Annotated in this window: 18 protein-coding genes; 8 read left to right on the top strand and 10 right to left on the bottom strand. The window is 48.4% G+C overall.

Features of this window, described 5'->3' with window-relative positions; translation table 11 throughout:
- Positions 1 to 73 precede the first annotated feature (73 nt).
- From V6C93_RS32905 to hetZ, 3 genes are all read right to left on the bottom strand, one after another.
- Entirely contained in the window at positions 74 to 2,404 is a 2,331-nt protein-coding gene (locus V6C93_RS32905; protein ID WP_333480902.1) for a DUF3488 and DUF4129 domain-containing transglutaminase family protein, read from the bottom strand.
- 212 nt (positions 2,405 to 2,616) lie between these two features.
- Complete coding sequence (locus V6C93_RS32910; protein WP_333480903.1) at positions 2,617 to 3,750, bottom strand: hypothetical protein; 1,134 nt, start codon at positions 3,748 to 3,750, stop codon at positions 2,617 to 2,619.
- Between the two features lie 4 nt (positions 3,751 to 3,754).
- Positions 3,755 to 4,927, bottom strand: coding sequence for a heterocyst differentiation protein HetZ (gene hetZ, locus V6C93_RS32915; protein WP_349262914.1), 1,173 nt, complete (start codon positions 4,925 to 4,927; stop codon positions 3,755 to 3,757).
- A 78-nt stretch (positions 4,928 to 5,005) separates the two neighbouring features.
- Between hetZ and V6C93_RS32920 the strand changes: the two genes are divergently transcribed.
- Entirely contained in the window at positions 5,006 to 5,503 is a 498-nt protein-coding gene (locus V6C93_RS32920; RefSeq protein WP_333480905.1) for a hypothetical protein, read from the top strand.
- 530 nt (positions 5,504 to 6,033) lie between these two features.
- Here V6C93_RS32920 and sds read toward each other — a convergent pair.
- On the bottom strand, positions 6,034 to 7,005 hold the full coding sequence (gene sds / locus V6C93_RS32925) for a solanesyl diphosphate synthase (RefSeq protein ID WP_333480906.1): 972 nt from the start codon (positions 7,003 to 7,005) through the stop codon (positions 6,034 to 6,036).
- 569 nt (positions 7,006 to 7,574) lie between these two features.
- Between sds and V6C93_RS32930 the strand changes: the two genes are divergently transcribed.
- Positions 7,575 to 7,865: a hypothetical protein gene (locus V6C93_RS32930; RefSeq protein WP_333480907.1), complete on the top strand. Its 291-nt coding sequence runs from the start codon at positions 7,575 to 7,577 to the stop codon at positions 7,863 to 7,865.
- A gap of 188 nt (positions 7,866 to 8,053) precedes the next feature.
- Here V6C93_RS32930 and murI read toward each other — a convergent pair whose 3' ends face one another.
- Both murI and V6C93_RS32940 read right to left on the bottom strand, forming a co-directional pair.
- The gene (murI, locus tag V6C93_RS32935; RefSeq protein WP_349262917.1) at positions 8,054 to 8,866 is read right to left on the bottom strand and encodes a glutamate racemase; all 813 of its coding nucleotides are present in this window, start codon (positions 8,864 to 8,866) and stop codon (positions 8,054 to 8,056) included.
- Between the two features lie 160 nt (positions 8,867 to 9,026).
- A complete protein-coding gene (locus V6C93_RS32940; protein ID WP_333480909.1) occupies positions 9,027 to 10,505 on the bottom strand; it encodes an N-acetylmuramoyl-L-alanine amidase in 1,479 nt (492 codons plus the stop codon).
- An 80-nt stretch (positions 10,506 to 10,585) separates the two neighbouring features.
- Between V6C93_RS32940 and V6C93_RS32945 the strand changes: the two genes are divergently transcribed.
- Positions 10,586 to 10,747, top strand: coding sequence for a hypothetical protein (locus V6C93_RS32945; protein ID WP_333480910.1), 162 nt, complete (start codon positions 10,586 to 10,588; stop codon positions 10,745 to 10,747).
- A 118-nt stretch (positions 10,748 to 10,865) separates the two neighbouring features.
- Here V6C93_RS32945 and V6C93_RS32950 read toward each other — a convergent pair whose 3' ends face one another.
- Together V6C93_RS32950 and V6C93_RS32955 are read right to left on the bottom strand one after the other, a co-directional pair.
- Positions 10,866 to 12,383, bottom strand: coding sequence for a cation:proton antiporter (locus V6C93_RS32950; RefSeq protein WP_333480911.1), 1,518 nt, complete (start codon positions 12,381 to 12,383; stop codon positions 10,866 to 10,868).
- 108 nt (positions 12,384 to 12,491) lie between these two features.
- Positions 12,492 to 12,899 carry an EVE domain-containing protein gene (locus tag V6C93_RS32955; protein ID WP_333480912.1) on the bottom strand — a complete coding sequence of 136 codons (408 nt, stop codon included), beginning with the start codon at positions 12,897 to 12,899 and terminating at the stop codon, positions 12,492 to 12,494.
- Between the two features lie 354 nt (positions 12,900 to 13,253).
- Between V6C93_RS32955 and V6C93_RS32960 the strand changes: the two genes are divergently transcribed.
- Positions 13,254 to 13,997 carry an SIMPL domain-containing protein gene (locus tag V6C93_RS32960; protein WP_333480913.1) on the top strand — a complete coding sequence of 248 codons (744 nt, stop codon included), beginning with the start codon at positions 13,254 to 13,256 and terminating at the stop codon, positions 13,995 to 13,997.
- A gap of 106 nt (positions 13,998 to 14,103) precedes the next feature.
- Here the strand turns inward: V6C93_RS32960 and V6C93_RS32965 are convergent, their stop codons facing one another.
- Entirely contained in the window at positions 14,104 to 14,469 is a 366-nt protein-coding gene (locus tag V6C93_RS32965) for a single-stranded DNA-binding protein (RefSeq protein WP_333480914.1), read from the bottom strand.
- Between the two features lie 340 nt (positions 14,470 to 14,809).
- On the opposite strand from V6C93_RS32965, the gene V6C93_RS32970 reads away from it, so the two are divergent.
- The 3 genes from V6C93_RS32970 (at position 14,810) to mreD (ending at position 17,282) form a co-directional block, all read left to right on the top strand.
- The gene (locus tag V6C93_RS32970) at positions 14,810 to 15,817 is read left to right on the top strand and encodes a rod shape-determining protein (RefSeq protein WP_333480915.1); all 1,008 of its coding nucleotides are present in this window, start codon (positions 14,810 to 14,812) and stop codon (positions 15,815 to 15,817) included.
- A gap of 113 nt (positions 15,818 to 15,930) precedes the next feature.
- Positions 15,931 to 16,683, top strand: a complete 753-nt coding sequence (mreC, locus tag V6C93_RS32975) for a rod shape-determining protein MreC (RefSeq protein WP_349262915.1) — start codon at positions 15,931 to 15,933, stop codon at positions 16,681 to 16,683.
- 53 nt (positions 16,684 to 16,736) lie between these two features.
- Positions 16,737 to 17,282 (top strand): rod shape-determining protein MreD, encoded by a 546-nt coding sequence (gene mreD, locus V6C93_RS32980; protein WP_333480917.1) that lies wholly within the window; start codon positions 16,737 to 16,739, stop codon positions 17,280 to 17,282.
- A gap of 49 nt (positions 17,283 to 17,331) precedes the next feature.
- On the opposite strand, the gene V6C93_RS32985 is transcribed toward mreD, so the two are convergent.
- A complete protein-coding gene (locus V6C93_RS32985) occupies positions 17,332 to 18,129 on the bottom strand; it encodes an HAD family hydrolase (protein WP_333480918.1) in 798 nt (265 codons plus the stop codon).
- 333 nt (positions 18,130 to 18,462) lie between these two features.
- On the opposite strand from V6C93_RS32985, the gene V6C93_RS32990 reads away from it, so the two are divergent.
- Positions 18,463 to 19,695 (top strand): serine/threonine protein kinase (locus V6C93_RS32990; RefSeq protein ID WP_333480919.1); only part of this gene is annotated, 1,233 nt, incomplete at its 3' end.

The raw sequence follows: 19,695 nt of genomic DNA on the forward strand, positions 1-19,695 counted from the left end.
GTTGGAGCAATCCTGCTAGGGCAAGCGTCCACGTTGATTAAAGAATCTCCGTCGCTCTGATTCACGGAGAGTGTCAATTCCCTCGGCTGGGTATCTTCAGCTGCTGAGTACTCTTGATCAACTCACGCAGTCGCTGTCGCAGGTGCTTAAGGTTCGGTGTGTCGTTGCCATAACGCCAGCTGACATAAGCTTGGGAAATTTCATCAATCACCTCGGCAGACGTTGGTGCATGATGTTGATGCGACACTCTGGCATATTCTAAGGGAGTCTGTGCAGGGTGTTTGGTATAGCCTTTAGTACTTAAAAGCCTCAACATTTGCTGGTAGAGGCTTTCCATCGGGGGTAATTCACTTAGCCATCGGCGATAGCGCCAGGTTCGCCATTGCTTCCAACCCAACCAACCCAAAAAAGCAAGAGCGATCGCTAAAATCAAACCCGTGAAGAAGCCAACCCAACCGTTGGAGACCAGTGCCCATAGGAAAGAAATGACTCGGATTATCCCACCCATCAGCCAACTCCAAATCTCACCCAAATAATTCTTAACAGGTGAGGGCAACCAACCGGCGACCCATTGCCAAAACTGACGCAAGACTCCAAAGGTTTCAGTCTCCTCCACACTCTGGGGAATTAGTTCGTGACCGGGAATCGGGTCAAAAGCAAACCAACCGTGTTGCGGGAAAAACACCTCCGTCATCGCATAGGCGTCGGTGTTTTTGACAATATAAAAACCCGTGAACGGATTGAACTCACCCGTCCCAAACCCAGCCACGAGTCGCGCTGGGATGCCAATGGAACGCAGCATGATCGTCAGCACGGTTGAGAAGTGGTCTGGGTACCCCCCTTTGTACTTGAAAAGAAAAGCTTCCACCAAGTCTTCCTTGCCCTCTAACTTGGGCAAATTCAAGGGGTCTGTGGGGAGTGAATAGCGCTGTTTAAGAGCCTGAGCTAAATACAGAGCTTTCTCATAGGGTGAAGTGATGGGGTTGGGTGAGGTCGCTAACAGTTCTTCAGTCCGTTGTCGTACTCGATCGCGAATGTTGGCAGGAACATCGAGATAGTATTTTGTAATCCGCCTGGGATAATCGGTGGGAGCCTGTTGCAGCCGAGTGCGATCGCGATACGGCACTTCCGAAATCACTGTGTAAGTGAGTCCATCTGTTAAGCTAGCCGGTGCCCTCAAACCGCTTTCCGTGTCTATCTCAATTTCCCGCGAGGGAAAGTAAAGTTCCTGAGGATAAGCCATCGCAGGCAGGAGATTCGGCAGTTCCGCGACCACCGTGTAACTTTGAATCACCTGTTTTGTTTGCTCCGCCATCAGAGGGTTTGGCAGGAAAAACCGATACGACCACTCCGGACGATTCACTCGGGTTACTTGATCATCGCGAGAGATTTCCCACCCCTGACCCGTATAACGGTCAAACGCGAGCACCCGCCAAAACCCCGGTGCCTGGGAACGTACCCGTAATACAACCTGAGGCTTAAGTTCTCCTTGGAAATTTTGTTGGTCAATCTTGCTGTTAAAGCCGTAGTAAAAGGAACTATCCCCCTGACCCCCACTACCAGTTCCACTGCCTCCACTGCCAGAAGAATTTCTCTTTAGGTTGCCCTCGCGATCATATCCGGGATTAATAATGCCACCAGCTCGTTTGTTATCAAACTCCCGTTGAAAATTTTCCGGTACACTCACCGGAAATGTTTGGAGTTGATAGCCCGGAAAGCGAGGCATCAGGGCAAAAATTCCTAGTCCCAACCCGATGGTCGCCACGAGAAATAGACCCAGACGCCGAAGCGAGAGGGGTGAGGAACCAGAGGTAAACAGTGAGGAGGTTCGGCGCTTTGAGGTTCGCAACAGACCCAGGCGCGACTGATAATCGAGGACGAGGGTGGGAAGTGCGATCGCTAAAAATACGCACAACAGTGGGGCAAAGGCTAAAGTCTGGCTTAGGGTACCCGATACACCTAACAGAATCAGCCCAATCACCATCGAATACCCTAAATCTTTGCGACGGGGTAGGTCAAAGCTGTGCAGAACTTGCAGCTGAATTAATAACTCTGCCAAGGCCAAGCGAGTATCATTAAGCTGACCGAACAACCGGGCAAAAAATGCCCCCATTGCCAGCAACATCCCGATCGCCAGCAAGAACTTGATGGCGATGTTGCGCTCTCGACGGTGGTACCAACTCCAGGTTGCCCCAACCAGACTCAGCGGTACGGCCCACAGGCTTATTTGCGTTTCCGCCGCCAGATCTGTAGCAATAATTCCAACAATTACCAGTGCCTGCACCAGCACTCGCAGCCAAATTGAGTTTTCTATCTCAGGAGTCGGCATAGCCTCAAGACGCCGCCACAACTGACCGAAAAGGGGTAGACGACGGAGTTGCCGAATTCCAGAGAAATTAGACATAGCAAATTAGTCAGTGGTCAGTGGTCATACCATTTGGGTTTTGACTGGCTCCGGTTGAATTTTTGACGCAGCCGAATGGCAAGGCTCTCAAAATCCAAAATCCCTGCATCCAAAATCCAAAATGGTATCAGCCGTCAGTAGTCAGTCGTTACGGACAACTGACAACTGACAAATACCAGGTTTCCAATATGCTAGCTCAAAGGGTTTTCAAGTTACATCGTCGGGCAAATGGCGAAAATTAAAGGTGTTTGTTCTGAATCATGAAAACGGATTTCTAGCGGATAGGTCTGATTCGCTTGCAAATCAAAGGATTCCACACTCACGTATCCGGGATAGATGCGCTGTGCACTGGCTGATGCCTGAGGAGTCCGCAGGGTCAAACTGCCACCGCGAGGCAAACGAGCCGTAACGCGGAGCTTAGGAACTCCCTCTTGCATCTCATATTCTGCCTCCACGGTGACAACACCCACAGAGGTCTGCCATTGCCGCTCAACAGGGGTTCGATCCGGAGAAATCGGCACAGTTAGGGCGCTGATAATCTCTTTAGCCGCCAACAGCGCCAGCGTCATCTTTTGTTCATGAGACGCCGCTTCGTAACTGCTGGGTACGGATAACAGCTGTTCGTTGGTGTTTGAACTAAACAAACTATCGCTGCGAGGACTCCTCGCACTCGTACCCCCAAATGCCGGAGACAGCAACACCATTCCGGCGAAATGGTTTAGCGCCTGAAATTGGTCAGGGAATAAACCTTCCACCGCATGAACCAGTTTGGCTCCAAGCTGCCGTCGGGAATACACAGCCTCTGAACAAGCGTCCAAGAGTTGTGCGAGAACCTTTTCTGGCAGGGTAACGGGTAGAGTCAGGTGAAAAAGCTGGGGCATCCACAAGCGAACGGGAGGAACCCAACTATCTTCTAAAGCGTCAGAAGAATCGGGTTCATAGTCACAAAGATCCGTCTCCCAGGGAAACAAGGGGGGATGACGTTCGATTTCAACTTGTAGTCGGCGTTTTAAAATGGCCTGAAAACGGTTTTGCACGGTCGGCATTTCTCCCAAGTCGTAAGGGCGGCTTGAACCGCCCGGTACATCGTCCTCACGAGCAAGGATATCGTCTGAACTTGCCCATGCGCGGTATTGATCCGCTTCGTTGGTGTTAAAAGGTGCAATGTTCAACTCTTCTAAATCAACTGGGTCTATTTGCTCCAATTCAAAATCCGCTGCTGTTGGGTCCCAAGGAGAGACAGAACGATCTGCCTGACCCTCTGCTGGGGGTGAAGCAGCGGGAACGGACTCTTCTAGTAGCCAGGTAATTAAACGGCTATATAAGGTGTCCGAGTTGTTATACATGTCACTATTCATCTTGAGATGCACCAGATCCGGATACTGAACTATTGCGAATATCCCAGGCAAGTTCGAGTAATTTAAACCAACGCTTTTCGACCTGGGTAGCCGTATAACCTAAGGCTTGGGCGATTTCCGTCGTTGAGCGACCTTGTTGCTTGAGGTCGAGTAAGTCTTTCTGAGTCGTGTTAATCCTGGCCTGAAACCGTTGCCACTCAAAAGGCGTCAGACCGAGATTCCGTTCTAGATCGGCTTCTAGCCACTGATGAACCAGTTCCCAACGGTGAGACAGGGCAAACCGAATCAGATGGTACTTAAAACGCTGCTGCAAATAATCCCTCTGGCGAGGGGTTAGACCCAAAATTTCTTCTATTTCGCTTGTGGGAAGGTCTTGCAGGCGTAATACGAAGTACTCGGCACAATCATGTTGCTGGCGTTCTTCGAGATAGGTAAGTAATTCCTCAATCACCGTGTCCCGCAGGTTTGCTTCTAGGGGTTCAGGTTCAGAGGCCACCATCATCTCCCGGACTTGCTGAATTGCCGCATCGTTCCAGTTCGCATCTGATTCTGGTGTTGCGCCTTCAGCGGCGGTATCCATATCAACCGACGTTTCTGGCGGTTGCTGTTGGGAGAAAGTTTGCGCTCGGAGAATGATTAATTGCTGAGATCGACGACCGGGTAAGGGAATACGCCGCTTCCCATAACGCTCGGTAAAGGCCATGTATTCCGCCAACTCCAGGAGACTTCGCGGACGATAACTGGCATCAATCGTGTTTTCCCGCCGAAAGGCATTCAAGGCTTCTACATAGAATCCTTGTAAGAAATCTTCGATTAAGGTCAGCCGCGCCTGGTAGCTGGCTGGTGCCTGTGGGGGCGTAATATAGCGGTAAATGATCGCGCTCAGAGTGCTCTGAAGTTCGACCCGTCCCCGCTGTGACCCCTGTTTGTAGTAGCTTAAAACTTGCTTGAGGCGATGGGTTGCCAGGGTATGCGCCCAACTCTCAACATCTCCTGAAGTCTGAATTCGACTGCTTTCGTTACAGATTCGACTGACTTCATCGGCTAAACGTGCTGCCACGTCCCGACAGTTCTGATCGGAAGCACGAACAGACTGCCGGAATTCGTTATACAGCAGTTGAAAAATTGCCTCCACGCCCTGGCAGACTTCCCTCATGATTTTCATTTGTTAACAAAGACCCTAACACAAACGCACGCTCGACTGATTTGATCTGGGTTTAGACTCAAGATAGCAGCACCATTGATGACAGTTCTCATGGATTTAGACCAACAAATTCAAGTTCTGATTGACAATGCACCACCCGATGGAACGACGCCCAGAATTATGGAAGCGATCGCACCCGTACTCCAACTCGTTGCCAGTCAGCTAAAACATTTGGAGTATTATATTCTCCAAACTCTTGACGAGGATTGGGTGCTGACAACACTGAGTAATCGCGCTCAACCTGAGATCCAGAAAAATGTCATTTATGCTTTTCCAACTCTCAAAGATGCTGCTGACTTTCAGTCGGTTTCTGACCCTCACATCCTCGCAACGCCTGTACCCGTTACTCACATTTTGTTCCAGATGTTGGCGCTAGAGACCGTTACAAGTATAGTTTTCTTCGATACACCCGGTAATCTAGCAGCCGGTACAGAGGTGCGTCGAGATGAACTGCAACGTTTAATTCAAACGCAGCTGCGACACAGTCAGTCTGTACCTAGGTCATATCCTAGCAACCTTCCTCCAGATATCGCTTGAGTACCTCTTGCCAATGGTTAATAAAAATGGTAGATTCAACCTTTCTCTTGACTGGTAGAGTTTCTTAATCCGTGGCAACACACCGTGGGCGTCTAGCCTGTAAACTATCCCTTCACCCAAGAGATTTGCGGCGGCAGATTGAACCCTGGTTTCGTGGACTTTACGACTTTTAGAGTCCAGCCATCAATCATGGGCAGTTAGGCGCTACGAGTTAAATGGGCGACACGCTCCAACTTGCCCCTATCTCCTGGAACCCCTTGCAATGGTTTCTGCACTGACCCACTGCTATTGTGACTCTTTCTCACACAAGTGGCTATTTAATCGTTAAGTTTTGTCGCAAAACCGGGATTGACTCCTGAAAAATTAGGTAGTCCCTGTAAAGGTACTTAGTATTCTTTGCCTTTGTCAATATTATGTAAAGAAATGATAATTAGATGCTCATGGCTTTCGGGGTTGGTCATGTGTAAGTGTTGAATTGTGGATGTTTTATTCCAGGGCGTTAGCGATCGCGGCACTATCTGGGCATAGCCCTAGTACAAACGACTCAGGACATAGTCAGCTAAGTCAATTAGCGCTTGAGTCGATGTTGAGGGCTTCAGAACAGCCAAGCTTTGTACCGCTATCTGAGCATTCTGTGCTGCCAATGTGCGGGAACGTTCAAGACCTTTACTCTCTTTAATCAGAGTGAGCGCTTGAGAGATATCATCCGGTTGGGCAAACTCTCGATCAATTAGCACCTCTAGATAGGGTTTTTCTTCCAGGGCATATAAAACTGGAGCCGTCAAGTTGCCACTAATTAAATCTGATCCGGCTGGCTTGCCCAAGGCTTCCGTCGAACCTGTGAAGTCCAAAATATCATCAATAATTTGGAAGGCTAATCCAAAATGATACCCATAGCGGTACAAGTTGTCTGCCACCTCCGCCGAGACACCACTCAGCAGCCCTGCGGCTTTGGCACTATTAGCCATCAGCGAAGCGGTTTTACGATAGGTTTTTTCTAGGTAGGCTTCCAGCGTCAGGGTGGTATCAAATCGAGTCAGTCCTTGCTGAATTTCCCCTTCTGCCATGTCTTTAATCACTTCTGACAGCAGCTTGACAACTTCTAAATTGCCAAGATTAGCGAGGTACCAGGCCGCTTGACCAAACAAAAAATCCCCAGCGAGTACAGCCACGCGGTTGTTGAACAAGCTATGGACTGTAGGAACGTTGCGACGCACCTCTGCCTCATCGACGACATCGTCATGAACCAGACTCGCCGTGTGAATCATTTCTGTAATTTCTGCTAGACGCCGATGACGCGGGGTAATGTCAGAGTCGAGCATGGTGGCTCGCGAAATTAAAAAGACGATCGCTGGTCTAACTCGCTTTCCCTGTGCCCCGAATAAGTGTTCAGCCGCGGCATACAGGATGGGGTGACGAGCACCCACTAGGTTCTTCAAGTTTTCGGTTAGCAGGCACAGGTCTGCTTCAACAGGAGCAAAAAGGGAGGTTACTGAGGTCATGGATCAGCCGACTCAGAGGTTAGTTACGAAAGTTTACAATTTCTTTTTTTAATTTTAGGCGAAGCGTCCGCTACAGGGAAGTTTTGTTTGAGTAATTACCGTGTTAGAGCGTAATACCAGAGTTTGTATCGACATATTAAGTCCCTGAAAAAATTAGTGTAACTCGCCAGGATTGTTGTGTTAATCTAGATAGTAAGGGTTTCAAAAAATTAATAGATTTATTGATTCCAAGGTGTTAGGAGAGCATATTCCCCTTTCATCTGTGGTGTAATACGCATTCATAGACAGAGATCCTGATGTTTCAGGATAACTCCTCAGTGATACCACTGAGGAAGGTTATTCGTCAGACCTAATAAGAAACTTCCCACTTGGCAGAGATTCTGAGCTGAGCCTAAAAGTCTTGTTCAGAAGATTGACTGTATGGGAAGCCAACTGTGAAGTTAGAGGGAACAAGCTCTGTCTCCCTAAAAATTTGTATGCCAACAGTATCTTAAGTCCGTAAGGACTTGAAAAACGCTGTTGGAAGGTATTTGTATTGAATTTTCCTCTCCCTCCCTCGTGTCCACACTATGACTTACATGGATATGCCTGTGATTATTCCTGTTCTGGCGACTGGTTATCTATTAACAATTTATCTGCTATTGACTCTAGCGCAGCGGACGATCAAGAATTCGCGTTACGTGGACAACTCTTTGACAGACGCTTACGCTCCTTACGTGTCAACCGAGCAGCTCCCTCAGACCGATGAGGTTGAAGGATGGTCGTTTCAGGTGAGTAGTCTAACCTCTTTAGTCTCCGAGGAGCTACCTCCTCCTATTTCACCAGCATCAACCGTTCATAAAGCCAGTAGTGTACATTAATTGGCTCAAATTAGGGGTGAGGGACTAAAAGCAGGATTTTTTCGGCCTCTTAGTCTCTCTCCCAACACTCGGAGACTAATTTTCATTCGATAAAGATTAATCCACCGCCCCTTGTGGGCGTTTTTTTCTTTGCCTTCATTCTCCAGTAGTTATTGTGATTTGGATTTTGGATAGCGAACGAGCGACTATCACTCTACGGATTCTAGGGATACCACCGGAGGCGCTACGGTTGGTAAATAGACTTTTTCAGCCACTGGAGTGCAACCTAGCCATTGCACTGAAAGTTGGGCAAACTGTTGAGGACAGCCACTGACACAGAAGTGGGTTGGTAGTGGTGAGCGATTATTCTTCAGTCCCAGGATATCTAGTTCTTGCGCAGCAGCGGCAACAACATGTACGGCTGGGTCAACGAGTTGAATCGTCGGTGGGAGTATTGTCCGTATTACGGGAGCCAGCAGCGGATAATGAGTACAGCCATAAATCAGGGTATCGATTTGCTGCTGTAATAAAGGTTCTATGTACTGCCGTGCCACCTCAACTGTGTAGGGCTCGTGTACACGGTTTTGCTCGACTAACGGCACAAACTCTGGACACCCAACTTGCCAGACTTGTGCGTTCGCTTCAACTTCGGATATGGCACGCCGATAAGCATTGCTGGCGGCAGTTGCTGGGGTGGCAATCACCCCAATGCGACGCCCTTGCTGAACAGCTGCACGGGCTCCCGGTAGAATAAGCCCCAAAATTGGTAAATTAAACTCGCGTCGTAAGGTTTCTAGTGCTAGAGCATCACTTGTATTACAAGCCAGGACAACCATTTTTACGTCCTGTTGCACCATCCAGCTTAAGATCTCAAAACCGAACTGCACAATTTCATGACGCGACCTTGTCCCGTAGGGTACACGCGCTGTGTCAGCAAAGTAAAGAATCGATTCGTTAGGGAGTTGTCGGTAGAGTTCTCTCAAAACGGTGAGACCACCGACACCGCTGTCGAAAACACCGATGCGACGCTGCTGCGGTTCTTCCTTGGAAGGATAGACAGACGGTCTATACGTTTCCTCAGGGGGAAAGTCAGCTGTGTAGGAGTCACAGGAATTTTGCCCGTGAGGGTCACTGAGGTAGGGGGAGGGAAAGTTGGACACCGATGTTTATAGGAGAACGAGTTTAACTATTTTGTTGAATGTACTGGAGAATACCACGAGCGATCGCCTGTGCCATCTGGCTACGGTAAGCCGGGGTTGACAGTTTGGCAGCATCTTCTCTGCCCGTAACAAAACCAACTTCTACTAAAACCGATGGCATAGAAGTCTTTCTGATGACGTAAAACCTCGCCCGTCGGATACCCCGATCTTTAATATCCAGATTTTGCAAGATACTACTGTGGATGGTCTGGGCAAGACGCTGACCGTTGGAGTAATAGTACGTCTCTAAACCGCTAATATCAGGTCGGTTCGGGCCGATGGAATTGGCATGGATACTAACAAACAAGTCGGCATTCATGCGCTCAGCCATAACAACTCGTGGTGCCAGATCGACAAAATAATCAGATGTTCGCGTCATCACAGCTTGGATACCTTGTTGCTCCAATAGTGATGCCACCTGTTGAGCAATGGGCAGGATAACATCTACCTCCCGCAATCCCCCAAGGCCGAGCGCACCGGGGTCTTTGCCACCGTGTCCCGGATCGACCATGACAAGAATGCGCCCCTTAGGTACACGGGGAGACGCCACAGGCGGGTTGTTGCTCGCTGGGGGCGGGGCAGAAGTATTCCTGTCCGGCGGCGGCACGGGAATCGAACTGATGGGCGGCGTTACGGGTTGTGATGGATTCAATTGCAGCGCCAACAGTTGGTCATTGAGCTGATTGAGTTCTCCAATTCGGGTATCCGAACCGGGTTGCACCACAATCACAACGGTGTTTGAATCCTGCTGTCGAAGCAGTACCCGCGCCAGAGGACTCTTAGCATCGAGTTGAGGTCCCCGGACTCTTTGAGCCAATCGAGCTGAGGGGATCGTAATTCGATAAGCCTTGGCGATCGCGTCCCAAGTGCTAATCGCTCTTACCGGTTGGTCAGCCCGAATCAACAGCTGAGTCTGATTGTTAGCCAGTTCAACTGACTCAATTGTTGCCAATTTATCAGAATCAGATGTGGAAACGGGTCGATTGGGTATGTTCAACAACGGTGGCCTCTGAGAGGATTGATTCCTGGGAGGCGTATTTCCGGGCGGCTGACTGGGAGACGGTCCTATCCGCTGAGGCGTTGGCAATTGAACCGTCCACTCTCTTGGCGAGAGTCCTCGGAATTTCACCTCCTTGGGATCTAAGGTGTAACCGGGGGCTAATTCAATCACGATCCGAGTCGTTCGGTCATCAAGTTGCCCCACTCGAACTTCTCGAATCGCCCCTCTCACCTGCTGATTTGTGGTCGGGCGTCCCAGTTCAATCCCAGGCAGATCGATAACCACCCGCGTCGGATTGCTCATCAGTAGCGCCTTGGGCTGAACCCCACTGTCGGTGACAAATAGCAGCCGATTCTGACTGCTATCAAAACGCCACTGTAAAAGTTCACGCGCTTGGGCGGCAGATGAAAGAAGAAAAACTATCAAAAAGCTGGGAAGTAGTAGTAGCCAGCGAAATTTCACAATTATTGCTCCTCATTAAAGCGCGGTGCTGCATTGAATAGGCGGTTTGGTAATGAACCAGGCTCAAGGGAGTTGCGGGCGTGAAGACTTTATCTACGTTTCTTGCTGTTTGTCAAGACAACGCCTCAATGAATTCTGACTACACTTTTGTGCCAACTCTGACTCAAGCTTTTTTGCCGCACCCAATCATGCATACCAATGGGCATCTGTCTGCTCAAGACAGTCAACCTCAAGGGACGTAAACTAGCAAATTTAAGTTTCAGGAGAAATAGTATACACAGGTTTTCCCAAATCAAAAATAGAGTTGGGCGTGGGCGAAGAAGATGAATTTTGCCAAGATGGATGGATGAAAGTCAGCTTTCATGAATCTTTCTTGTACTCCTCGATCGCTTGAACATCCTCTGATGGCTCCTGTTTGTGACGCCTTTGTTCGACTGCCACGGATTCTGCGCTAGCACTGTCTAAAGCCGATATTCCTGAAGAGGTAGTCTCCAACTCTGGCTCCTGAAACACAAATCGCAGCAAAGGAGGGGCGACAAAGGTGGTCAAAATGACCATCATGATAATCGCGGCTTCCATCGCTGGCGATAGGACACCACTAGCCGAGCCTACACCTAAAAAAACCAACCCCACTTCCCCTCTAGGAATCATCCCAACGCCGATCGCTAGGCGGTTAATTCCAGGTTGACCGAATACAAACAGACCAGTAACTACCTTACCGAGAATTGCGACCCCAATCAGGAAAATCGCCAAAGTCAAGCCTTCCCGATTAGCCGGAATGGTTGGATTCAAAACGCCCAAGTCAGTTTTTGCCCCAACAACCACAAAGAAAATCGGGACTAGCATATCGGCAACAGGAATCACTTGTTCTTCCAATTCCCGGCGCTTATCGGTTTCTGCTAGAACAAGCCCCGCCGCAAAGGCTCCCAAAATCGCTTCTAATTGAATGACAGCGCCAATGTAGGACAAAATAAAGGCAAAAATCAGTGCCGTCAGTAATAGCTGACCGCGAGTTTTCATTTCATTGACTAAGGCAACGAAATAGGGACTTAAAAAACGACCTAACAAAATAGCCCCAACCAGGAAAACAGCGGCACTAATAATCAGATAGATGACGTTGCCGATCGCAATTTCCCCGGTTTTCGCTAGACTCGCGACAACTGCCAAAACGATAATTCCGAGTACGTCATCTAGAACTGCTGCACCAATGATAATTTGGCCTTCTGAAGAACTAAGACGACCAATTTCTGCTAAAACCTTGGCTGTAATTCCAATACTAGTAGCGGTCAAAGCTGCACCCGCAAAAATTGCAGGGACAGGGGCAATGTTAAATAAGTAAATTAAACCAGCCGTACCAGCCGCAAAGGGCACCACTACGCCAACAACGGCTACAACAGCGGCTTGAGGCCCAACGCGAATCAGTTCTTTTAGGTCAGATTCTAGTCCAATTTCAAACAACAGAATCACAACCCCTAATTCTGCCAAGATCGAGATGACTTCACTCTGGGCTTGGAATACTGAAACGGCTGCCTCTGGAGTCAAACCAGCAGTCGTTTGAAGGAAGCTCACCAGTAATGAGTTGTTCGCCTCTGCGCTGCTTTCTGGGAAGACTAACAGATGAAGAGCAGAGATTCCTACGACTACACCACCCACAAGTTCCCCTAATACGGGGGGTAAGTTCAGTCGAGCGCAAATCTCACCGCCCAGTTTGCTGGCAAAGTAAATCACGACCAAACTTAGCAGCACTCCTGCCAGTACCAGTGATTCGCTTGCTGATTCCTTGGGAGTTGCCTCTGCAATGAGCAGTGGGTAAGTCCCGAACGATGAAAGCAGCTTGAGCGGGTCGAAGAAACTCACCCAGGCAGTTAGATCAGCCATTCGTGGTAGTTGCGAAAAAATCATTCTTTCTACTCTACAAGTTTCTTAACGAAATCAAGCCTTTCTTTGGTTGATTCCACTTGGCTGTTCAATTAGGATACAAAAAGGTTACTCACCCGCGAGTTGAAGAATCCTCTGCCAATGTTGAATACAGACAGGGACGACAGAAAGCCGAGGCAGGCGGATGAGTTCAAAGTCAGTAAAGTTACCATCTTGCTTGATCTGTGCCAGAGTAACGGGCTGAGGTAGCGATCGCACGGCGCAAATGTCCACGACCACACGCCGGGGGTCATCCAGTACGGGGTCGGCATAGGGCAATGACATAATTTCAGCAATCCCCACGACCTGTCGCTCTTTGCCTGTATGGTAAATCAATGCTTTGTCCCCCAGTTGTAGGGTACGGAGATATTTGAGAGCCAAGGGATTTTTTACACCATCCCAAACACTGCGTCCCGCTGTCACTAAATCGGTGTAGGAATATTCCTGGGGTTCGGTTTTGAGTAGCCAGTAGGTCATTGGTTCGTTGAAGAAGTGACTCCTAGAAAATAGGTTGCAGGTGGGAATGTTTGTAGTTGACACTTAGACTTTTTTGTGCATATTTATTCAAGGCCGCTCCCCTAACGCGAACGTTGTCAACGTTCGCTGATGATGCCTAACGAAAAGAAGGCAACTGTAGCCTAGTTGCTAAAACTGTAACGACTGGAAATTTTGAAGCTCTATCGTGGCACAGTAGAAGCCAGCAACAGGTTCATGATAGAAAGTCATCCTGTTTTTCAAGCAATATCCCTTACCCTACGACAATCACGGAAGGCTAAAAACTCTATCGATCAGCAAGATTTAGCCTTGTATTAGATTAGGAGAATCATTGGTATGAATCAAACTTTTCTCTCTGGTTACCGCCCTCAGTCGGGTCAGCGGTTGCCTGCTGTTTCTTTACTAGTCGGACTCCTCACTCTCACGTTGACCAACCCAGTACTCGCACAGGAGAAACTGCTACGAACCCTTACTGTAACGGGTCGTGGCCTTGAAGCTATTCCTACCACAAAGACGCAAGTACAGCTGGGTGTTGAAATTCAGGGAAAAACAGCTACAGAGGTGCAGGAGGAAGTGGCACGCCGCTCATCGGCGGTTGTGGAGTTACTGCGATCGCGCCAAGTGGAAAAGTTAGAAACGACGGGCATCCGACTCAACCCAGTTTATCGTTCCGAAAACAACACGGCACCCCAGATCACCGGTTATTCAGGTACTAATACAGTTAGTTTTCGCGCCTCTACCGAGCAAGCCGGTAAACTGTTAGATGATGCCGTTCAAGTCGGTGCGACACGGATTGAGGGTGTGAGTTTTACGGCGTCTGATGAAGCGATCGCGTCAGCGCAAAAACAAGCCCTGCGGAAAGCAACACAGGATGCCCAAAGCCAAGCCGATGCTGTCTTGAGTACCCTCAACCTTACCCGTAAAGATATTGTTGGCATTCAAATCAATGGTGCGACCCCACCCTCACCGATGCCCGTTTTCACGGGAAAGGACGTATTAGAGAGTAGATTAGCTACCTCACCGATCATTGGCGGTGAGCAAGAGGTGCAGGCTTCTGTAACGCTACAAATCAGCTACTAGTTCTGAGATTACGGGCTAGCCGGGAAGAAAGTTCTACCTCAGGAGGGTGTCGTTCAATCCCTAGTATGAGCTATAGTTAAGCCTGCACCTCTACAATTCAAAGCGATTAAAATTCTGTATCGTTGTAAGACTCAACAGTGCCGGTGTCATTCTCCCGCTTGGAACCCAATAGTTCAAGTCGATCAACTTGAATAATTGGGGTTGAACGCTCCACTCCTGTCGTGCGATCGCTCCAGTGATCAATCTTCAGAGAGCCTTGAACCCCGATTAACTTCCCCTTACGTACATAATTTGCTGCTACTTCCGCCGTCTTCCCCCATAGCTCTAGAGTGAACCAGTCTGGCTGATCGCTGTTACGGCTGCGTCGATCCACTGCCAGGGTTAGTTTACACTTCACCTTGCCAGACTCGAAATACTTCACCTCTGGGTCTCCACCCACACGACCAACTAAATTGACAACATTCAGACTCATATTTTTTAGTACATTAGTACTGACATAGCAAATCTAATTTAGCAAATTTAGAACAATAACTAAACTCTTGGCAGCTTTACCAAATCTTTAAAAAAGGAACGAATATACTGAATTTCACTTTCTCCGGATGAGGTATGGCCTTACCTGAATGATAGTTTCAGCTTGATTGTTGATGATTTCTGATAATGAATTGCTTTACCTCACTAGACTCAGCTCAAGAAACGTAATAGAATCCACATCGGTTACGGTTCAGTTACATTTCGGTCGTATACAGCAGCATTTGACTTTGGGGGCGTAGAAACGAGTGGGTTTTTTCAGTCGCTTTTCCCTATCACGGGACATGGGTATAGACCTGGGTACTGCTAATACTTTAGTATACGTATCTGGAAAAGGCATTGTTCTTCAAGAGCCTTCGGTCGTCGCAATGGATCAGGACTTAAAAGTTCCGCTAGCCGTGGGTGAGGATGCAAAAAAGATGTTGGGCAGAACCCCAGGTAATGTGGTTGCCCTGCGTCCTCTCCGCGATGGTGTGATTGCCGACTTTGATACTGCTGAATTAATGCTTAAGCATTTTATCCGGCGGGTTCATGAAGGCAGAACTTTGGTTTCACCTCGGATTGTCATTGGCATTCCCAGTGGTGTGACAGGCGTCGAACGACGGGCGGTAATGGAAGCCGCGTCTCAGGCGGGCGCAAGAGATGTTTACTTAATAGATGAGCCTGTGGCAGCAGCGATTGGCGCTGGGCTACCTGTAGCCGAGCCAACAGGCAACATGATTATTGATATCGGTGGTGGCACGACTGAAGTAGCCGTGCTCAGTTTGCAAGGGACGGTTCTCAGCGAATCCGTGCGGGTTGCTGGAGATGAGCTGAGTGACTCGATTACCCAGTACATGAAAAAGGTTCATAACCTGGTAATTGGTGAGCGTACCGCTGAAGAAATCAAAATTCAGATCGGCTCAGCTTACCCGACACATCACGATGATGATGCGCACTTAGAGGTACGGGGTTTGCACCTGCTTTCTGGGTTGCCACGAACCGTTACCATCAAAGGGCCGGAAATCCGCGAAAGTATGTCAGAACCGCTTTCAGTCATTGTTGATGCGGTTAAGCGTACACTAGAGCGGACGCCTCCCGAACTAGCCGCTGACATCATTGATCGAGGCATCATGCTGGCGGGTGGTGGCGCTTTGTTAAAAGGTTTGGATACTCTCATCAGTCATGAAACCGGAATTGTGACCCATGTGGCAGCCGATCCACTCAGCTGCGTAGTTTTAGGAACCGGTCGAGTTCTGGAGAATTTCAAACAGTTAGAGCGGGTATTCAGTGGACGTTCCCGCCATATGTAAGAATCGGCAAGCGAATATTCGTTTTGAGAAGTCCTGTTCTTAACTACACCATCCCTATACCTGCAACCCTGGAAGATACACGCCAGCCGAAAGCTGAGCGTTGCTAGAGAACTATGTTTATAATGCGTCGTTGGTGGGACCGGCATGGGGTAGCCATTGTGCTGGGAGGACTAACATTGAGTGCTGCCTGGTTGGTTCGCCAGACCCAGGGGGCAGCAATCTTTGAAACTTACCAGTTGATGACTCGCCCCTTTCAAGTCGGTCCAACAAAAGAGGAGCGCCTTACTGATGCGCGAGTCATGGAATTGGAAGAGCGCTTAGTCGAACTTCAAAGGCAGAACCAGAAGCTCAAAGAGCTGTTAGATTATTCTAAACCTCAGACAAAACGAGGAATTGTTGCTCCAATTGTGGGGCGTAGCGCTGATCACTGGTGGCAACAAGTGACCTTAGGTCGCGGGAGCAGTGAAGGGATTAAGGTTGGCGACATCGTGATGGCACCTGGCGGTTTAGTGGGTCGCATTTCTAGTGTGACACCCAATAGCAGTCGTGTCTTGCTCATCAGCGACGCCACCAGTCGGGTGGGGGCTGTGCTTAGCCGCAGTCGCAGCATGGGTTTCATCCGAGGACAAGGCTCTAATCGTGCAGTGCTACAGTTTTTTGACAAAGTGCCAGATGTCAAACGTGGTGATGTTGTGTCAACCTCGCCAGTGAGTCAACTATTCCCGCCCGGTTTGCCCTTGGGGCGCGTGGAGTCTGTCAACCTGGACAAAAGTCCAGCTCCTGAAGCGGTCATTGAGCTGACTGCACCCGTTAGTTACCTGGAATGGGTCATTGTTTATCCTGAAGGAACCACTTTTACTCAGTAGTTTCCTGGCCTAATGACCTATCGCTAATCCCTCATGACCCATGCGAATGACCAATGAACAACATTTCTCAGTTTTCCCCCTGGGCTCGCCAAATTCTTAATTGGATAGTGACTGTTGGCTCGGTGATGCTCTGTTTGCTTGTATTACCGACACGTTTACCGGGGATGGAATTACTGGAAATTGCGCCCAACTGGTTGTTAATTTGGGTAGTTGCCTGGAGCCTCAAGCGTACAGTTTTACAGGGAGCATTAGCAGGGCTAGTGCTAGGGTTGATTCAAGATGGCATGACTTCCCCTGATCCAACTCACGTCCTTAGCCTTGTCTTAGTCGGAATGTTAACGGCTCGGATTCAGAAGCAGCGTTATATTCAGGAAGATTTTATTTCTGTAGCGTTAATTGTGTTTGGTATGGCGGTTGTTGGCGAGACGGTGACCGCAATTCAGTATAGTTTTATGGGCGATCGCAATTTGGCAGAAATCTGGACTGATCACCAGCGCATTGCTCTTTCTTCTGCAATTCTTAGTAGCCTTTGGGCACCAGTCCTTTATTATCCGCTCAATCGCTGGTGGGAGCACATCAATGTCATTGAGCCATCATGAAGAATGAAGTATGACAATCAACTCTTCAATCCCTTTTTGTTTTCATCCTTCAGGCTTCAAACTTCAGACTTTCTAAGATGTAATGGGCAGCAGCCAGGAGATCGTTGTGAATACGAGTCGGCTGAAATTGCTTGAGGTACATACGAGAGCGAATGCCGCAAGTGAGAGCGATGGTAGGAATTGAGAGAGCTTGTCCAGCTAAGAGGTCAGCTTCTGTATCGCCGATCATCCAGCTAGCGGTTGAACGTTCCGCGATCGCAGATTGTTCGGCAAGCGCTTTGGCTAACAGTTGTGTTTTGCCTTCCGCATAATTGTGGTAAGCCGCATCGCAGTCATCGGTTCCATAAATACCACTAAACAGACGAGTTAAGCCATAGTTTCTTAAAATCTGCGTAGCTTGTTCCTGACAGCGCAACGTCACTAACACTAGACGAACCCCCTGAGAATGCAGCAATGCCAGCGCCCAACTTACCCCTGGTTGGAGCCGATCTAGGTTTAACAAAGCAGGCTGATTCACAATCTCGATTACGCGCTTCAAGAAGAGATCGATTTGCTCGGCTTGTAAACCTGATCGCATTGCAATTTCTATATCTGGGACACGATCCTGCTTCATTTGCCAGAACTGCTGTTTCTCGAGCGTCTGAATGGGCAAGGTTACCCCTTGATGCTGGTAAAACGCCTGAGTATCCTCTAGGGCCAACTGATAAGTGGCGTAGTAGCGATTGGACACATCAACGATAGGCCCATCAAAGTCGCAGAAAACAGTCAGCTTTTGCGATCGGGAAGGATAGTTTCGACGTGGGTAGTATTCGGGTGGTTGCAAGTCTGAGATAGCAACGCCGCTCATAAATCTTTATCTTTCTTGGCTCTTTTGAAATGCTTCTTTACACCTTAGCAGTTTCAACACGAAGTTTAATGCAGCTTATTAAAGATTTTCTATTAAATGCACCTATCTGACATAGAAGGTTGACTGAATTAGGGACTCTAGCTTTTCAATCGAGGGGGGAAGAGGCGGGGAGAAGAGGTATCGGTAGATAGTTGGTTCAATATTCTGGGATGAAGGTTGAGGCACCCACTCTCCCCATCTTTTCTACCAAGGAATAAAATTAATAGTTCTGTAATGAGATGATTTCTCAATGACCATCTTAGGATTAGGGATACAACAACGAGGTAGCCAGCCATGAGCTACTGCATCAATCCCAAGTGCCCTCAGCCCAATGATCCAGCCAATATCAACAATCGTGTCTGTCGCCATTGTGGCTCCGAGTTGTTACTACAAGGGCGCTATCAGGTCATGCGCCTGCTGAGTGACAGCAGCGGTTTTGGCAAGGTTTACGAAGCCTACAGCGGAGCAATCCCAAAACTCCTAAAAGTCCTCAAACAAAAACATAACGATAAGCCCAGAATCATCGAGCTATTCCAACAAGAAGCGGCTGTCTTGAGCCAGCTGAACCATCCTGGCACCCCCAGAGTTGAGCCAGATGGGTACTTTCAGTTTTTTCCGAACAATAGCACTGAGCCAGTCCATTGCATCATCATGGAGAAAATTGATGGGCTGAACTTAAAGCAATGGATGAGGCAGCAAGGTAATCACCCCATTTCCGAAAAGCAAGCGTTTAACTGGTTAAAACAGCTGGCAGAAATTTTGCATCTCGTTCATCAAAAGAACTATTTTCATCGAGATATTAAACCAGAAAATATAATGATTCGCTCCAATGGTCAATTGGTATTAATTGACTTTGGTACGGCTAGAGAGTTGACCTTTACTTACCTAGCGGATGTTGGTGGAGCCGGGAGTGTAACTAAGATTAGTTCGGCGGGTTATACGCCCCCGGAACAAGAAAAGGGTCATGCCGTACCCCAATCTGATTTCTATGCTTTAGGGCGTACTTTTGTCTATTTACTCACGGGGAAGCAGGCAACCGATTCAGCGATCTATGAACCTTTAACAGATACTTGTCATTGGCGTAAATTGGCTCTGGATATTTCTGAACCGTTTGCCAATTTAATCGATAAGCTTATGGCTCCTACAGCCGCCAAGCGGCATAAAAATACTCAGGAAATTTTAGATGAGATTGCCAGTATTTCTAAGATTAGCCAAGGAATCACTCAGCCCCAATTAGTAACCCACTTAGAGGAATATCCATCAATTCCATCCGCTCAAGATATCTTTGTTGCCGAACGAAAACCCAAAGCTCTCAAAAAAAGGTGGCTGATTGGAGGGGTTGCCGCTCTAGCTTTGATGTTAGGAGGATATGGGAGTTGGCAGCTTTACCAAAACCATCTTCGTACACCTAGCTTACTCGTTCATACGATTATTGATGACGCTAGCTATGTTAATTACCTAGCCATTAGTGCTGATGGGAAGAGTTTACTGAGTAGTAGTGCCGATAAAAAGATTAAAATTTGGAAT

The organism is Allocoleopsis sp. (assembly GCF_036703385.1).
GTDB lineage: Bacteria > Cyanobacteriota > Cyanobacteriia > Cyanobacteriales > Coleofasciculaceae > Allocoleopsis.

What these genes read in the sequence shown, in the direction of transcription:
- V6C93_RS32905 (WP_333480902.1), bottom strand. Translation starts at nt 2,404, where the DNA reads ATGTCTAATTTCTCTGGAATTCGGCAACTCCGTCGTCTACCCCTTTTC.
- V6C93_RS32910 (WP_333480903.1), bottom strand. Translation starts at nt 3,750, where the DNA reads ATGTATAACAACTCGGACACCTTATATAGCCGTTTAATTACCTGGCTA.
- hetZ (WP_349262914.1), bottom strand. Translation starts at nt 4,927, where the DNA reads ATGAAAATCATGAGGGAAGTCTGCCAGGGCGTGGAGGCAATTTTTCAA.
- V6C93_RS32920 (WP_333480905.1), top strand. Translation starts at nt 5,006, where the DNA reads ATGACAGTTCTCATGGATTTAGACCAACAAATTCAAGTTCTGATTGAC.
- sds (WP_333480906.1), bottom strand. Translation starts at nt 7,005, where the DNA reads ATGACCTCAGTAACCTCCCTTTTTGCTCCTGTTGAAGCAGACCTGTGC.
- V6C93_RS32930 (WP_333480907.1), top strand. Translation starts at nt 7,575, where the DNA reads ATGACTTACATGGATATGCCTGTGATTATTCCTGTTCTGGCGACTGGT.
- V6C93_RS32950 (WP_333480911.1), bottom strand. Translation starts at nt 12,383, where the DNA reads ATGGCTGATCTAACTGCCTGGGTGAGTTTCTTCGACCCGCTCAAGCTG.
- V6C93_RS32955 (WP_333480912.1), bottom strand. Translation starts at nt 12,899, where the DNA reads ATGACCTACTGGCTACTCAAAACCGAACCCCAGGAATATTCCTACACC.
- V6C93_RS32960 (WP_333480913.1), top strand. Translation starts at nt 13,254, where the DNA reads ATGAATCAAACTTTTCTCTCTGGTTACCGCCCTCAGTCGGGTCAGCGG.
- V6C93_RS32965 (WP_333480914.1), bottom strand. Translation starts at nt 14,469, where the DNA reads ATGAGTCTGAATGTTGTCAATTTAGTTGGTCGTGTGGGTGGAGACCCA.
- V6C93_RS32970 (WP_333480915.1), top strand. Translation starts at nt 14,810, where the DNA reads ATGGGTATAGACCTGGGTACTGCTAATACTTTAGTATACGTATCTGGA.
- mreC (WP_349262915.1), top strand. Translation starts at nt 15,931, where the DNA reads ATGTTTATAATGCGTCGTTGGTGGGACCGGCATGGGGTAGCCATTGTG.
- mreD (WP_333480917.1), top strand. Translation starts at nt 16,737, where the DNA reads ATGAACAACATTTCTCAGTTTTCCCCCTGGGCTCGCCAAATTCTTAAT.
- V6C93_RS32985 (WP_333480918.1), bottom strand. Translation starts at nt 18,129, where the DNA reads ATGAGCGGCGTTGCTATCTCAGACTTGCAACCACCCGAATACTACCCA.